General features: G+C 57.0%; 14 protein-coding genes. 2 read left to right on the top strand and 12 right to left on the bottom strand.

The features are described 5' to 3' along the window. Positions 1–27 precede the first annotated feature (27 nt). The 12 genes from AC2TEM_RS06390 to AC2TEM_RS06335 all read right to left on the bottom strand — a co-directional run bounded on the left by AC2TEM_RS06390 (position 28) and on the right by AC2TEM_RS06335 (position 14,197). The gene (locus AC2TEM_RS06390; protein WP_480856039.1) at positions 28–954 is read right to left on the bottom strand and encodes a carbohydrate kinase family protein; all 927 of its coding nucleotides are present in this window, start codon (positions 952–954) and stop codon (positions 28–30) included. A gap of 39 nt (positions 955–993) precedes the next feature. Further along, a complete protein-coding gene (locus AC2TEM_RS06385) occupies positions 994–2,838 on the bottom strand; it encodes a family 1 glycosylhydrolase (RefSeq protein WP_480856038.1) in 1,845 nt (614 codons plus the stop codon). A gap of 67 nt (positions 2,839–2,905) precedes the next feature. Continuing rightward, positions 2,906–4,819, bottom strand: a complete 1,914-nt coding sequence (locus AC2TEM_RS06380; RefSeq protein WP_170422860.1) for a beta-galactosidase — start codon at positions 4,817–4,819, stop codon at positions 2,906–2,908. Further along, positions 4,816–5,676, bottom strand: coding sequence for an SMP-30/gluconolactonase/LRE family protein (locus tag AC2TEM_RS06375; RefSeq protein ID WP_170422858.1), 861 nt, complete (start codon positions 5,674–5,676; stop codon positions 4,816–4,818). Before AC2TEM_RS06375 ends, AC2TEM_RS06380 begins: the two co-directional genes overlap by 4 nt. Then, complete coding sequence (locus AC2TEM_RS06370) at positions 5,673–6,278, bottom strand: 2-dehydro-3-deoxy-6-phosphogalactonate aldolase (RefSeq protein ID WP_170422856.1); 606 nt, start codon at positions 6,276–6,278, stop codon at positions 5,673–5,675. The genes AC2TEM_RS06375 and AC2TEM_RS06370 overlap by 4 nt, the downstream gene beginning before the upstream one ends. After that, positions 6,275–7,168, bottom strand: coding sequence for a 2-dehydro-3-deoxygalactonokinase (locus AC2TEM_RS06365; protein WP_170422854.1), 894 nt, complete (start codon positions 7,166–7,168; stop codon positions 6,275–6,277). Before AC2TEM_RS06365 ends, AC2TEM_RS06370 begins: the two co-directional genes overlap by 4 nt. A gap of 4 nt (positions 7,169–7,172) precedes the next feature. After that, complete coding sequence (locus AC2TEM_RS06360) at positions 7,173–7,940, bottom strand: SDR family oxidoreductase (protein ID WP_170394433.1); 768 nt, start codon at positions 7,938–7,940, stop codon at positions 7,173–7,175. Then, positions 7,940–9,649, bottom strand: a complete 1,710-nt coding sequence (locus AC2TEM_RS06355) for an IlvD/Edd family dehydratase (RefSeq protein ID WP_170422852.1) — start codon at positions 9,647–9,649, stop codon at positions 7,940–7,942. Before AC2TEM_RS06355 ends, AC2TEM_RS06360 begins: the two co-directional genes overlap by 1 nt. A 54-nt stretch (positions 9,650–9,703) precedes the next feature. Then, on the bottom strand, positions 9,704–11,044 hold the full coding sequence (gene melA, locus AC2TEM_RS06350; RefSeq protein WP_170422850.1) for an alpha-glucosidase/alpha-galactosidase: 1,341 nt from the start codon (positions 11,042–11,044) through the stop codon (positions 9,704–9,706). A gap of 22 nt (positions 11,045–11,066) precedes the next feature. Then, the gene (locus AC2TEM_RS06345; protein ID WP_170394442.1) at positions 11,067–11,915 is read right to left on the bottom strand and encodes a carbohydrate ABC transporter permease; all 849 of its coding nucleotides are present in this window, start codon (positions 11,913–11,915) and stop codon (positions 11,067–11,069) included. 1 nt (position 11,916) lies between these two features. After that, positions 11,917–12,843, bottom strand: coding sequence for a carbohydrate ABC transporter permease (locus AC2TEM_RS06340; protein ID WP_170394445.1), 927 nt, complete (start codon positions 12,841–12,843; stop codon positions 11,917–11,919). Between the two features lie 94 nt (positions 12,844–12,937). Further along, positions 12,938–14,197 (bottom strand): ABC transporter substrate-binding protein, encoded by a 1,260-nt coding sequence (locus tag AC2TEM_RS06335; RefSeq protein ID WP_170394448.1) that lies wholly within the window; start codon positions 14,195–14,197, stop codon positions 12,938–12,940. A 140-nt stretch (positions 14,198–14,337) separates the two neighbouring features. Between AC2TEM_RS06335 and AC2TEM_RS06330 the strand changes: the two genes are divergently transcribed. Together AC2TEM_RS06330 and AC2TEM_RS06325 are read left to right on the top strand one after the other, a co-directional pair. Continuing rightward, on the top strand, positions 14,338–15,132 hold the full coding sequence (locus AC2TEM_RS06330) for an IclR family transcriptional regulator (RefSeq protein ID WP_170422846.1): 795 nt from the start codon (positions 14,338–14,340) through the stop codon (positions 15,130–15,132). Next, positions 15,129–16,187, top strand: coding sequence for a sn-glycerol-3-phosphate ABC transporter ATP-binding protein UgpC (locus AC2TEM_RS06325; protein WP_170422844.1), 1,059 nt, complete (start codon positions 15,129–15,131; stop codon positions 16,185–16,187). Before AC2TEM_RS06330 ends, AC2TEM_RS06325 begins: the two co-directional genes overlap by 4 nt. Positions 16,188–16,206 lie beyond the last annotated feature (19 nt).

Below are 16,206 nucleotides of genomic sequence, written 5' to 3'. Positions count from 1 at the left end.
TTGAACACGGCATCGGTCTGTATACCTTCAGAGCTCCTGTGCCCAAGGCGGGTTTGCCCCCGCTCGGGATACGGTGACGGCAGCGACCTTTGCACCGTATTCAAGAGCGTCGCGAAGACTGCTTGTGGGCAAAGTGCGCAAGGCGGGCTTGTTGAGATGACCGGTTTGGCTTAGCGCAGCCAGCACACCTGCGTTGAACGTATCGCCAGCACCAACAGTATCCACGACCTTAACCTTCTGGACGGGCACGGAAACGTCCGTTCCATCAGAAAGATAGCCTGTCGCGCCATCCCCCCCTTTGGTCACGATTGCGATCACTGGTCCTGCACGAAGCAGCAGTGGAATTTTCTCGGCATGGCTTTCGGGGCCCGGTATAATCCAATCAAGGTCTTCATCGGAAACTTTAATGATGTCGGTCTTTGCGATCATACGGTTCAAGCGGGTCCGGTATCGCGTCTGATCCTTGATAAAGCTGGGTCGAATATTGGGATCCAACATCACTGCATGATCCGCGCCATGACGATCAAGTGCGGCCGCGTACGCATCAGCGCATGGTTCGCAAGCCAGGCTGATCCCTCCGAAATACAGTGCGGAAACGCCCGGTAGTTGATCCGGCATGTCTTCGGGCCGCAGCATCCGGCCCGCCGTATTCTCATCGACAAAACTGTATGTGGCGTGCCCATCCCTCAACTGCACGAATGCAAGTGTCGTAGGACGGTCCGAGCGGATAACGTGCGAGGTCGCGACATGGCTGATCTGCAAGGCGGCGATCAACTGCTCTCCGAACATGTCGGTAGATAGCCCTGACAGCAGCCCCGTTTGTATGCCCAGACGACCCAGTGCAATTGCTGTATTGAAGATCGCGCCGCCGGAATGTGGGACAAACCCTTTGCTGCCAGAAACCGTTGGTTCGGCGATCATATCGATCAGAGCTTCTCCACAGCACAGGATCATTCCGCTACCCTTCGATCTGCCTAAAAATGCACGGCCAAATTACCGTGCCAAGGCATTCTTACAGAAATTGTTAGCGCCAACAATGCCAAACTCATTCTGCTCCGACACATACAGGTTCATTGATCGCCGCAGTTCATCAAACCGACCTCCTGCGTTGAAGGCACGCAGAAAATCCTGACCAAACAGCCAGCGGTTCTTTTCGGCCACCCCGCCAACAAGAAACACACCTCCGAAGGGGATAAGAGCAACAGCAAGATCGCCCATTATGGCGCCCAGATGCTCGGTGAACATTCGCGCCGCCTTAACAGCGCAGGCATCCGAGCCGTCCTGAGCATCCTGCAGAATGTCTTTTGCCGAACGTATCATGCCGTTGGCCTGACCTTCGGCCATTCCGATCGCCTGATAGAGAACCGGTAGGCCAGTTCCGCTCAGGAACATCTCGGCCTCGATGGTTAGCGTATCGTCAAAAAAGCACTCGGGTATGATCTTGCGCGCTGCGCGGAAAACCTCGACCTCGTCAAGATGGCGCGGGGACAATCCAACATGGCCGCCCTCGCCGGAAACGGTGTGAAAATGTCCTTCAGAGTAGAGCAGGGCGCCCACGCCCAGCCCGGTTCCCGGCCCGACAACTAGCCGTGTCCCCAGTGGTGGAGCGGCTGAGCCCTGCAATACCTCAACATCATTCTCGGTAATCTCGGCGACTGACCATGCGGCAGCAGTGAAATCATTGATGACATAGGTATGGTGCGCGCCGGTTGCTCGGGCCAGAGCGTCTTCGGAAAGATCAAGATTGGCATTGGTCAGGCGAATGGTGCCGTCCTGAACCGGACCAGCCCCGGCAGCGACGACCGCGCGCGGCTGTGTTCCGACCTCGTCGCAGAGGCTGTGCAATGCGTCTTGCAGGTCGCTTACAGTGCCCGTGGGGTGTTTGCGAAGATCGGTCAGCGCCCCCTCGGTTACGACGCCCAATCTTGTATTGGTGCCGCCGATATCGGCCACCAGATTCCAATGTGCGTGTAACCCTCCCTTGGGTCTAACCCATGGGGCCGGCTGGGCGTCACTTGTTTGGATTGTCTGCAACGCCTCGACGTCGGTCCCGGACTGAACGAAAATGCCGTGTACCAAGGTGTCGGATTCAAGCGCGTCATGCACGCGCGCCAGCGAATGCACCAAGTCATGACCCGCATCGGCGGCTACGGTCACGAATGAAGGCAGCGATTGCTCATGTGTTGTGCTCATGAGTATGTCTATGTCAGCGCCCTCTTTCACGACTACGCTGCACCAATCAATCGGCTCGGCGATGATGGAAAAATCATCCCGCCAATTTTCGGGAAAGTGGCGGGCCAATCGATCCAGCAAAGACTGCGGGTATTGCCCGTTGGTTATCGTATCAAGGATGAGCGGATCGACCTCTACACCCAGATTGGCCATCCCATAGCTCCGCATTTCCTGACGCGCCGCGCCCTGTGCAAGCAATTGATGGTGCAGGCTGCGGGCATTAGTGCGAGGGTCGCGTTCGATTCCGACGGACGGGTTCAAGGTAGAGATGTTGAATATCCGATCACCCATCCGAGCGACGACTGCCTCAGAAAACGCTGCAAAATAGTCGGCCATTACTCGATTGCGCCACCCGCCGATATCCTCCAGCGCTGGGGGGATATCGTTGTGATCCAGCACAATGCATGGCCGAATGCTGTGTGCCAAAAGCTGATCAATCCGCTGCTCGCACTGATCCAATGCGCGTGCATCAGGAATGCGACCGTCTGGCATGATTTGCTGCCAACGGACTGTAAAGCGGTGCATGTCTAGCCCAGTTGCCGGTTCTGCAGGGGCAGCCGCACCAAACAGAAAGCCATTGGGAAAGTCAGAACGGGTATATTTCATTGTCGCAACCTGTTGGAGCCATGACCAGCGTCACGCCATCTAACAGGTTATGTTAGCGGTATCTAGATTAACGTTTATATGAACCGCGCGTCCTGAACAGGACATCACATCCCTCGATCTGCTGGCCGTCCCATGTCACTGAATGCGCATTATAGTTGATCAGCACTTCGTGCGACTGCGTCTCGCGCCGCCGCAGCCCTTTGGGCATCGGATGGAGCGCCAGATCCGTTTTCTGGGCCGCCATGGCTATGACGCGATCCCAAAGGGCCTCATCGGGGAACCCCGCCAAATACCAAAGACCGGCACCGCCATGCAACGCCGCAGTGCCATCTGCGAAAGAAAGCAATTTTTGCGCGGAGCCTGACAAGCGCTCAACCCAATGTTCCGCAGCACCGCCCCCTTCGACAATGCGGGTTACGCCGGGTGGCAAAGTCTCGATCAGATCGACATGGCTGCTGAGGCCATCAAGACCTGGGCGCCCCGAATCAGGGATCTGAAAATCTTCGGTGATTGCCCCGCTGCGCGGTCCCAGAACGGCAAGATCACATCCTTGTAGTAGCCTTTGTTCAAGATCGCCTAGGGCAGCCAGGCCCGGTGCTAGGATCAGATTATAGTGCTCCTTGCCGACCTCGTTCTGAGGCACGAAATCCACCGACAACCCAGCGCGCCGCAACGCGCGGTAGGCAGAGAATACGAGCCGGAAATAATCGAACCCCGCGCTCTGAGGCTGCGTTGTCCAGGCCCAGTCAGATGCATAATCGAAGACGATAGCAACCTGCGCATGGATAGGCTGAACCGTGCCTATCGCGGCCAGATCATCGGCGGTCTGACGCGCCTCGGCCAAACCGGGTGCTTCGTCGCCATGCGGGGTAAGTAGACCGGCATGCATCTGTTCCTGCCCGAACGGTGCTTGCCGCCAGCGGAAATAGCTGACCACTTCGGCCCCATGGGCCACCGCCTCAAGCGACCAGAGACGCACCATGCCGGGCAGGGGTGCCGGGTTGTAGGGGGCCCAGTTCACTGGACCGGGTTGCTGTTCCATGACCCACCAACGGCCTCGACCGACGGCGCGGTATAGGTCGTGGTGAAAGGCCTGCATGTCCGGATCACCCTGCTGCAGAAATGCAGTCTTGTGCGGCTCGTCCACTTCCAACCGATCCGACAGGAAGCCAATAGGATAGCTGTCCCACGTGGCGATGTCCAAATCCCTGCCTACATCGAAATGATCGAATTCCAGCACGCGCCCCATGTAATTGTGCAGCAATGGTTGATCCGTTAGCGGCCGCAGCGCATCGACCTGGGCCTTGTTGAACGCCACCACCTGATCCGAACTGAACCTGCGAAACGCCAAGACGTGTGCCGGGTTGGGCTCGGTCACGGTCTGGTTCGGCAGCTCGATCTGATCGAAGCTGTTATATTCCATCGACCAGAACACATTCCCCCAGGCATTGTTCAACGCGTCGATCGAGTTGTATCGGTTCGCCAGCCAGCGGTGAAAAGCATACAACGCCGCAGCACTATAGCTGAGCGTCGTATCGTGACAGCCATATTCGTTATCGATTTGCCAAGCAGCGATATGCGGGTTGCGGCCATAGCGCTGACCCATGATCTTCGTGATCCGCTTGCATTCGTCGATATAGCCGGTGTGACTAAAGCAATAATGTCTGCGTGAGCCGAACTTGCGTAGATTGCCATCAGCATCCACAGCCAGCATGTCGGGATGCTTGTCCAGCATCCATCGCGGAGGTGTTGCCGTCGGGGTGCCCAGCACAATCTTCAGCCCTGCCGCACCCAAGGTTTCAATCGCGCGATCCAACCAGTCGAATTGCAGGTCTCCAGCAGTGGGTTCCATTCGGCTCCAGGCGAATTCGCCGATCCTGACCCATTTCAAGCCAGTCTCGACCATGCGCGCGGCGTCCTGAGCCCAGTTTTCTTCGGGCCAGTGTTCAGGGTAATAGCAAACGCCAAGTTCCGGCTTCATAGTATAACTCTGTGTTCAGCTTGACCTTGCGCCACATTTGGCGCGGTGAGTGTCATGCCATTCGTCGGCGTTCTTACAAGAGTGTCCGCGTCCAGCCCTTGGCGGGCGGTGGTGCAGAACAGTGTAGTCAGGTCATCACCACCAAAACTCGGGCACGAAGTGTGTTTGGCATCGAAGACGACAGCTTTCAGGAACTGACCGCTGGGCGTATAGGCTGCGACCCGGCTGTCACCCCATTGGGCGATCCAGATGTTTCCGGAGCGATCAACCACAGCGCCGTCCGGGTTCAGATCTTCGCTGCGCAGGTCAAGGAAGACCGCCGCTTTGCCTATGGGCCAGCCTGTCTGCGCGTCCAGTTCCCAACGCATGACCAGCTTGGTGGCGGTATCGCTGTAATAGGCGCAGGATCGGTCCGGCGCAAAGCAGATTGCATTTGAGATGGTGATATCTCGGACCAATGGCCGTAGCTCGCCATTCCAATAGCGATAGATCGAACCTGCGCCTACTTCTGCCTGTTTGCCCATGGTGCCAATCCAGAACCCGCCCCAAGGATCGGCGCGCCCATCATTGGATCGAGTCACCGGATTGTCGACCTCAAGCGGGGCGATCAAATCTTTGGCTCGACTCTCAAGCCCAAATCGCCACAGGCCGGTTTCCGACGCGATCAGCAAAGTGTCACGGTCTACCCATCCTGCGGCTGAGACATGTTCATCGAACGCCCAGCTATGCGCCTGGTCATTTTCTCGCGTCATCAGTCGTTTGCCGATGATATCGAACCAGAAAAGCTGTTGCCGTATAGGGTGCCACAATGGCCCCTCGCCCAATTCGCAGGGGCGGTCGTCATAGACCTGACTCATCCAACGGCCTCATCATAGGCGGCAACGATTTGCCGGGCACGGTTTGCTATATCTCCAACTGACATTCCGGGCTTATAGAGCGCAGACCCAATTCCGAAGCCGTCGGCGCTGGCCTCGATCCAGGCTCCAAAGTTCTCGGGGCCCGCACCGCCCACCGCAAAGACCTGAGCGCCCGTCGGCAAAACAGGGCGCAGGGCAGCCAGCCCTGCAAGACCTGCGAGCGAACCGGGGAAAAGTTTTAACCCTGTAGCCCCGGCCTGGAGCGCTGCGAAGGCCTCGGTCGGCGTGAACACACCCGGCCAGCTTTGCAGCCCAAGCGCGACAGAGCGTTGGATCACGGACACATCGCAATTCGGCGAAACGATCAATCTACCTCCGACATCAGCAATCGCGTCAACTTGATCGGGGGTTAATACAGTGCCCGCTCCGATAAGCGCGCGGTCCCCGATCTCCGAGGCGAGAACTCGGATACTTTCCAGCGGATCGGGAGAGTTCAGCGGAACCTCAATCCGGTCAATTCCCGCTTCCAGCAGGGTGTGACCGACCGGTAGCGCCTCGTCAGGGTTCAGCCCACGCAGGATGGCGATGATGGGGCGGCTCATGCGGTTTGCCTCGTTAATGTTCGGGCCTGCGACAGACCCGCAAGTGTTGCGATTGTGGCGTCTGCGGTTTCGACCATGGCACCTTGTTGCTGCAGGGCGGTCGCGTAGGCCTTGGTCAGACTTTCCGAGCCGATGATCGCCAATTGTTGGCCCAGCCAATAGGGCCGCGATGCGGCAAGCTCGGCGCCAATCAGGAACCCTGAAAGACGGGCGCGTGCAACGCTCTTGCTTTGACCGTGCAGCAAATCAGCGGCCCGTAGCCCGAATAGGCGCGCTGCCAGCTGCTCGGGTTTCGACAGCATGTCGGCAACCGCTTCGGTAAAACTCGCGTCGTCCCAGCCCTCGTCAATTGAATGCTGCAGAACGGATTGCCCGCGCAGCAGATCAAACAACTCGCCGGTCATGAAGGTTCGGAAACTGACCACCTCTCCGGCACTGATCTGGGCCCACTTCGTATGAGTACCGGGCAGGCAAATCACACCGTCCCAATTCTGATGCGTGCTGAGGAACCCCGCGATCTGAGTCTCTTCGCCGCGCATCACATCGGGAGGGCTGGTCTGTTTCAGCCCCGGAACAACGAAGGCCCGAATGCGCGGATCGGTGTTTGGAACGCGGAAGGGTACGACCGGAATAGGCTCGGATGGAACCGCAGAATACGGGGCCTCGACCCAACCCTGTCGTGCCCCAACCATTCCGCAGGCGATCACATCTACCGGTAGCCCGGGCAGCCAATCTTCGATCAAAGCCAGCAGGGCTGCCTGAAAACCTCCGCCGGTTGTGCGGGACATACCATCTGACGACGCGGCCTGTGCCAAAACGCTATCACCTTGCATGGCCCATGCCCGCAGATGAGATGTTCCCCAGTCAACAGCGATCCACTCGACATTCATAGCGTCACCCCGTTCCTACCACGCCGCCGTCAACCACCATGCACTGCCCGGTCATTGCACGGCTTGCGCTTGAAGCCAGAAACAGGGTTGGTGCGATCATGTCTTCGGGCGTCAGATGCTCTTTCAGGCTCTGGCGATCCATATGCGCAGCCAGATCTTCGGGTGTGGCCCACATGTCCAGCTGTTTCTGTGTCAGAACCCATCCCGGTGCCAGCGCGTTGACGCGAATTTTATGTGGCCCAAGTTCACGCGCCAACGAGCGTGTCATGCCGGTGATTGCCGCATTTGAACTTGTATAGATTGGATAACCTGCGTTCCCCATCAGGTAACTGATCGAACTGAAATTGATGATCGAACCGCCTTTGTCCTTCATCTGTCGCGCGGCTTCCTGACAGGCAAAATAGTAGGCCTTTAGGTTGACTTCGATCATCCAGTCCCAGAACTCGGTTGTAGTTTCTTCAAGTGAGTGCCGCTTGTCATTCGCGGCGTTGTTGACCAGCACTTTAATCGGGCCATGGGCTTCAGCTGCTTTGGCCATGGTGGCGTGCAACAGCTCGGTATCAGTCATGTCACCCTGTAGGAACAAGGGGGCGCGGCCGTGCTTGTCACGCATCTGTTCGACAAATTCACCGGCATCTGACCGACCGATAAAGGCAACTTTAGCCCCTTGGGCCATGAACCCGTCAGTCAACGCTGCACCAACGCCCGAACCGCCGCCGGTGATATAAACAGAGGCTCCGTTGAGGTCTTGAAATGTAGCAGGTTGATCCATCAGTGGCTCTCTCTCGTCACTAGGCGCGTGTCTTTGCCCACAAGGAAATCAAGGTCCGCGCCGCGATCAGCCTGCAACACGTGGTCGATATAAAGCTTCGCATACCCGCGCGAGTAATGCGGATCGTCCGGTTGCCACAGGGCGCGGCGGGCGTCCAGTTCCTTTTCGTCGACCAGCAGCTGCAGCTCGCCCTTGCTGGCGGACACCCGAATACGGTCACCGGTTTTGACCAACGCCAACGTACCACCAGCCTGAGCCTCAGGGCTGACATGCAGGATAACTGTCCCGAATGCGGTACCAGACATACGCGCGTCCGAGATACGGATCATGTCGCGCACGCCGTCTTTTACCAGCTTGGCCGGAATTGGCATGTTCCCAACCTCAGGCATCCCGGGATAGCCCTTGGGACCACAACCTTTGAGAACCAGAATGGTCTCAGGTGTAACTGGTAGGTCGTCCCGGTCGATATTGGCTTTCAGATCTTCGATGCTCTCAAAAACGTATGCTTCGGCCTCGGTTTCCAGCAGTGCATCTGTGGCCGCCGAAGGCTTCACGATTGCCCCGTTGGGCGCAAGATTGCCGCGCAGAACCCGCAGGCCTGCGGCGGGTTTTACCGGATCGTCAAATGGGCGGATGACGTCTGTGTTGAAACACTCAGCCCCTTCATAGTGGGCCGAGATGTCCTTGTTCAGAACTGTTCTTGCCGGGCGCAGGAAAGGTTTGAGTTCGCTCAGAACCACTGGCACGCCGCCTGCATAACAGAAGTCTTCCATCAGGTATTTGCCGGAAGGCATGCAATTGACCAGCAGGGGGATTTCTGATCCGATTTCAAAGTCTTTCAACGTCAAGTCGACACCCACGCGACCTGCAAGTGCCAACAGGTGGACCACTGCGTTTGTCGATCCTCCGACGGCCGCATTGGCGAGGATGGCATTCTCAAACGCCTCCCTGGTCAGGATATCTGATGGCTTGAGGTCCTCGTCCACCATCTCGACAATGCGCTTGCCGGTCAGATGCGCCAGCGCCATGCGGCGGGCATCAACGGCGGGCAGGGCGGCGTTGGTGGGCAGCGACATGCCCATCGCCTCAACCAATGAGGCCATAGTACTAGCGGTGCCCATAGTCATGCACACACCCGCGCTACGCGACATGCCTGATTCAGCGTTCATGAAATCCTGAAGTGTCATTTCTCCGGCACGAACAGCCTCGGAAAACTTCCAGACATCTGTGCCCGAGCCGATATCCTGACCCCGGTATTTGCCGTTCAGCATCGGGCCAGAGCTAACCACGATGGACGGTAAATCGACCGAGGCTGCACCCATCAGCTGCCCCGGGGTGGTCTTGTCGCATCCACCCAGCAGGACAACGCCGTCGATACCATAGGCGCGGATCGATTCCTCCACATCCATCGCCAGCAGGTTGCGAAACAGCATGGCGGTGGGTTTCATCTGGGTCTCGCCCAGCGACATAACGGGGAATTCCACTGGAAAGCCGCCCGCCTCCCACACGCCCCGTTTCACGCCTTCGGCCAGATCACGAAGGCCCGAATTGCAGGGCGTCAGTTCCGACCATGTGTTGCAGATGCCGATGATGGGGCGCCCGTCAAAAGCGTGATCCGGAAAGCCCTGGTTTTTCATCCAGGACCGGTGAATGAACCCGTCCTTATCGAGTTTTCCGTACCAATGCTGTGAACGGCGTTTCTTGGTCATTATTGGCTCTGTCTGTCTGGCGTTGGAATTGAGTGTTTTTTGAGAAGACGAAGATTAAGCTGCGCGGGCGGGGCGGCACCAATCTGGCAGCCAATCGCCATGGGCAGAAAGCAGATCGGTGACGAGGCCGCGAATTTGGCGCAGATCCAGCTCGGCCGCAGTATGGGGATCCATCATTGCGGCGTGATAGATGTATTCGGGGTTTTCTTCGGTCAGCGCGCGAACCGTTAGCTCTTGTACGTTGATCTGGGTCCGCATCAACGCGATCAGTTGTGGTGGGATATCCGTGACCACGGAAGGCTGGACGCCATTCGAGTCAACCAGACACGGCGTTTCAACCGCTGCACCTAGGGGTAATTGCGGAATCTGACCCGTATTTGGCAGGTTGCCGTAGGCTGTGTACGGCGTGTCTGTCACGATTGCGTTCATAAGGTCGGCGGCGAATTCATGGCTTCGGGTTACTTCAATGTTCCGACCATCTGTCAGGGTCTTGGCCTGTTCCTTCCAATTGGCCACCTGCTCGACACAGCGGGTCGGGTATTCGTCCAGCGGTATGCTGAACTGTTCGATCAGGTCATTGCGACCGTCTTTGATGAACCAAGGAACGTATTCTGCAAAATGCTCGGAACTTTCGGTGCAGAAGTATCCAAGATGGTCCATCACTTCGTATCGGACTTTGTTTGGACAGCGCGGCATTAGCAGCGGAGGCTTGGGTAAATGCCCGGCGCGATAGCCCTGACGCAAAGCCGGATACAGATCGCGGCCTTCATGCTCGAGCTTGAGGAAGAACGCGACGTGATTGATACCGGCAACTTTGTAGCGAAAGTCCGCCTTGGGCAGGTCTAGATCATGCGCCAGTTCTTCGACCGTGTTCTGGACAGAATGGCACAGGCCGACATGTTTCAGATTAGGGAAGCGCTCAGCCAGAGACCAGGTGTTGATGGCCATCGGATTCACGTATTGCAGCAGCGTTGCGTTGGGGCACAACTGCATCATGTCCTGCGCGACGCCCCACAGAACGGGCACAGTGCGCAGGCCGCGCATAATGCCACCAACACCCAGCGTATCGGCGATAGTCTGACGCAGGCCATATTGTTTTGGGATTTCAAAATCTGTCACCGTGCAAGGCTCATACCCGCCAACCTGAAAGGCAGTGATCACGAAATCTGCGCCGTCCAGCGCCGCGCGACGATCCGTGTGGGTTGAGACGGTTGCACCCGTGCCGACTGAGCGGATCATGGCCTTGGCCACAGCTTCGCTTTCGGCCAAGCGCACCGGATCGATATCCATCAGCGCAAAGTGGCTGTCTGCAAGGGCAGGGGTGAGCAGGGCGTCGCCCACGATGTTCTGCATGAAGATCGTGGAACCTGCACCTACAAAGGTGATCTTGGTCATGAGGTAAACCTCTGGTTTGACGTTATTTTACGGCACCGAGGGTCAGGCCCGCGATGAAGTGTTTCTGCATCAGGAAGAACATGGCAACCGGCGGCAGGGCTGCCACTATAGAACCGGCACTCATCAACTGATAAGCAGCGCGAAATTGCGCGTTAAAGCTGGTGATCCCGGCTGTCACGGGCTGGCTTTCGGCCCCTTGGGTCAGGACAACAGCCCAGAAATAGTCGTTCCAGATGAAGGTGAAAATCAGGACACTGAGTGCGGCGATGGCCGGTTTCATCAGTGGTAGAACGACGTACCAGAAGATTCGCCATTCGCTAATGCCCTCGACCCGTGCGGCCTCGATCAGTTCGAATGGCAGGGCGCGGATGAAGTTGCGCATGAAGAGCGTGCAGAACCCGGTCTGGAAGGCGATGTGGAATAACACAAGCCCTGTTTTGGTGTTGTAAAGGCCCAACTCCAGCGTGAGATCGCGCACGGGGACCATCAGGATCTGGAAGGGTACGAAATTGCCCGCCACAAACATGAAGAAGATCCAGAGGTTCGATTTGAATTTGTAGATCCCCAGCGCGAAGCCTGTCATGCAACTGAGTGCAACGGCCCCGATTACCGTTGGTACGGTGATCAGGAACGAGTTCATCAAGTAACGTGGCATATCCGAATTGAAAAAGACCTGACCATAGTTGAACGCGCCCTCAAAACTGGACGGCATCCCCCAGTAATTCGCATTGGTGAAGTCTGCGGCTGGTTTGACCGAGAAAAGCGCGACCGCCAAAAGGGGGCCCAGCCATAGTAGCAGTGCCAGAGGCAACATCGCCTGATAGGTGATCTGCGCTGCGCGGGGTTGTTTTTCGATCGGTTTGGGAAACATCTCAGTGCCCCCTTTCTTCGCGGTACATCGACCACAGGAAGTAGGCGATGAAGCAGAGCATAATCAGGAACAGGATCACAGCGATAGCTGCGCCATATCCCATGCGGAAGCCGTATTCGGACAGCGCGACCTCGAACATGTAGTAGGCCAGCACGCGGGACGAGCCAAAAGGACCGCCCTGTGTCATGATCGAGATCAGGTCAAAGCTGCGCAGCGCGCCGATGATTGTCACAACGAATGCGATGAAGGTTGCCGGGCGCAGCTGCGGCAGAATAATGTGCCACAGCATTCGCCCACCTTTTGCGCCGTCCAGACGCCCGGCTTCGATCTGTTCGGGGTCGACCGCGTTCAGGCCGGTGAGGTAGAGGATCATGCAATAGGCCGTTTGTGGCCATAGACCTGCGAAGATAATGCCGTAGGTTACGAAGCGCTCATCCCCCAGCACGTTCAGTGGACCGAGGCCAAAGAGGCTTAGGAATTCATTTAGCAGGCCAAAGGTTGGGTCGTAGAACCATGTGAATACTAGCCCAACGACGACCTGAGAGATGACGAAGGGAAAGAAGAACAAAGACTTGTAGAGGCGGATGCCCCAGACCGTCTGGTTCAGGAACAGTGCGATAAACAAGCCTGCAGGGATTGCGGCCAGATACAGGATCAGCCAGATCAGGTTGTTCTTGAGCGAGATGTAGAAAGCGTCGCGGTCCACCCATTCCCAATACAGATCTTCATAGTTGCGAAAGCCGACATATTCAGCTGCACCTAAACCGTCCCATTCATAAAGAGACAGATTGAAAGACTGAAAGACCGGGATGATCACATAGACCATGAAGAACAACAGACCCGGAGCCAAAAACAGCCAGGGCGCGATGCGCTGTTGGTTTCTGTGGAACCAGCTTTCTTGCTCGGGGGCGTCAACGGCAGCGGTCATGGGCATCTCGGATCTGGTGGGTGAAGGCGGGCTGAAGCCCGCCCTACTATTGTGCAAGGTGTTGGCCGGGCTTCAGCCCGACCCTGGACAAGATTTAGTTGTCGTAGATGCGCTCGCGCGCACGTTCCAGCTTGGCCAGAATCTTGTCAGCGTTGTCCGGCTTGACCATGAATTCCTGGAAGCCTTCCATCGACACTTTTGCCATTTCCGCTGGTGCGTCGCGGTCCCAGAACTGTGCAACACCGCCGGGGCTGTTAGACGATAGCATGACAAAGCCCTGCTGCAGGAACTTGTCGTCGTCCACTGCAGATTGCGCGTTCACAGGCAACTGGCCGAGGTTTGCACCGTTGTTGATTTCGGTCTGTTCGTCCGCAGAGACTGCGAAACGCAGGAACTCACGCGCGGCTTCCTTGTTCGAGGCATTGGCCGGGATATGGAACGTATCGGTCGGCGCGTCTTCGGCCAGTTCAACATCGGGGTTGATGGCGACAAACTGATAGAAGTCCAACTGATCGTCGGTCAGGCCTGCTTCACGCAGCGGAGCCACAGCGAAGTTACCCATCAGATAGGCGGCGGCCTCACCGTTGACCATAAAGGGCAGGGCTTCTTGCCAGCTATAGGTCTGGTGGTTGTCAATGAATGCGCCCATGTCGATCAGCTGTTTCCAGTTGGCGAAGGTCTGCTTAACCCGGTCGTCTTCCCAGCTGATCTCGCCATTTGCGAGTTGATTGTGAAAGTCGAACCCGTTGGTGCGCATGTTCAGATAGTCAAACCAGCCACCTGCTGTCCACAGGAACTTGGTGCCGATGGTATAACAGGCGCGGCCGGAATCGACGATCTTCTGGCAATTGGCCAGTTCTTCTTCCCAAGTGGTCGGCTCGGTCAGACCCAGCTCATCAAAGATGTCTTTGCGGTAATAAACGCCCCATTGATAGTAGGTGTACGGAACGCCCCACTGTTTGCCATCAATGGTCATCGCACCTTTGGTCGACGCTAGATTGTCGGCGATTTCAGGTTCAGCCCAGAGGTCCGAGACGTCTTCGAAAAGACCCGCTTCAACATAAGGCTTCATCCGGTTGGCTGCATACCAGGTGGCAACGTCTGGCGTGTCAGCCGTCAGGAAGTTGCGAATCTGGGTCTTGTAGGCCTCACGGTCGATCACGGTGGTTTCGATTTCCAGACCGGGATGCTCGGCCGCGAATCGCTCGATCATCGCTTCCATCGTCGCGCGCGGCGCCGGGTTGGACGTATCGAGGAAGATTCGCAGCTCGCCGGTCAGCTCTGCTGCGACGGGCGCAGCAAGTGCCACACTGGCAGCCAAAGCAGCCGCTGTGCGCTTGAACATGGAATGCATAGTTTCCTCCCTTAAGCTTCCATATTGGTCTCAAATATTGAAACCTTGTTTTATATATTGAAAACTACACATCGACTCGGCTACTCTTGTCAAGACCCTCGTGCCCAAAGCCGAGGGAAAGTGGAGGAGAACAGGCACCCGTGGCAGGTGACGGAACAATAGGAAAAGCATGTGACGTGCTGGAACAGGTCGCGGCCTTCGAACGCCCGGTGCGGTTCGGGGAATTGCTGGAACGCAGTGAATTTCCCAAGGCGACGCTATACCGCTTTCTGCAGTCACTAACCAATCAGGGCATGCTGAATTACGAACCGGAACGGCAGACCTATTCGCCAGGTATGCGATTGGTGCGACTGGCACATTCGGCATGGACGCATAGCTCATTAGCTCCAATTGCGCGGCCTTTCCTGGACGCTCTCAGCGCCGAGACAGGGGAGACCGTGCACTTGGCGCAACTTGATTCCGGGCAGGTGCTTTATGTGGATAAGCGCAACGCGCAACGACCAATTGAGATGTATTCCGAGGCCGGCAAGGTCGGCCCGGCCTATTGCACAGGCGTTGGCAAAGCGATGATGGCCTATTTGGACGAGGCACAGTTGGAAAAGACGATCTCGCAACAAAGCTTTCATCGGTTCACTGACAAGACCTTGGCCTCGGAAAAGGCATTGCGGGCTGATCTCGTTAAGATCCGCAGCCGTGGTTACGCAGTTGATGATGAAGAGCATGAGCCTGGCATCATCTGCATTGCCTGCCCGATTCTGACTAATGGGGGCCGCATGTTGGGGGCCCTATCGGTGACAGGATCGACTGGGCGAATGGATTTCGAGCAGTTGCAATCTTGGGTGCCGCGCGTCCGGCGCGTCGCTGAACAGATCGGCACAGAAGCACAGGCGTGGCGGTTCCCCGAGGGCCAACAGAATAGGATGCAAGCAACATGACAGGTGTAACCCTGAAAGGCGCGATCAAACGGTATGGCCAGACGCAGGTCATTCACGGGATTGATCTGCAGATTGAAGATGGTGAGTTTTGCGTGTTCGTGGGCCCCTCGGGCTGCGGTAAGTCCACGCTTTTGAGGATGATCGCGGGTTTGGAAGAAACCTCGGACGGGGAAATCCATATCGGCGCACGTGAAGTCACGCATGTGGATCCTGCCAAACGCGGAGTGGCGATGGTTTTTCAAACCTATGCGCTCTATCCTCATATGACCGTGGCCGAGAACATGGGATTTGGTCTGCGGATGAACGGTGTTGCCAAGGCCGAGATTGACCAGAAGGTTCAGGAAGCGTCAAATATTCTGAAGCTCGATCAATATCTGAAACGCAAACCCAAAGCGTTGTCCGGCGGTCAGCGTCAGCGGGTCGCGATCGGGCGTGCCATTGTGCGCGGCCCCGAGGTGTTCCTGTTCGACGAACCGCTCTCGAATCTGGATGCAGAACTTCGCGTGGAAATGCGGGTTGAAATTGCGCGGCTTCATCAGGAAATCGGCGCGACGATGATCTATGTTACGCACGATCAGGTTGAGGCGATGACCATGGCCGACAAGATTGTGGTATTGCGCGACGGTCGGATTGAGCAAGTGGGAGCCCCTATGGACCTGTATCGCGACCCCGACAATAAGTTCGTGGCAGGTTTCATCGGGTCTCCTGCAATGAACTTCCTTGAGTGCGATGTCGTGGACGGCATGGTGCGGCACCCTGCACTTTCTGATGATGTCCCGGTCACCGAGAGCGTTCCCAAAGGAGCGACGAAAGTAACATTGGGTATTCGCCCCGAGCATATTCAGGTGGATCGAAACGGTGACACCTGCACAGTTGATCTGACCGAAGCGCTCGGTGGTGTTTCATATTCTTATCTGCTGACGCCAAATGGCGATAAGCTGATTGTGGAAGAACGGGAAGACCAACGCAGTACGACCGGTGACCGCATCGGGCTTTCGGTTCGTCCTGAGCGTGCGATGCTGTTCGATCCCGAGACGGGTCAGCGGCTGCGATAGGGCTTGCCAGACCGGATCT

It is taken from the genome of Ruegeria sp. HKCCD3925 (assembly GCF_057221175.1).
The sequence above is the reverse complement of the archived record's forward strand: the minus strand, read 5'-3'. Positions and strand labels throughout refer to the sequence as shown.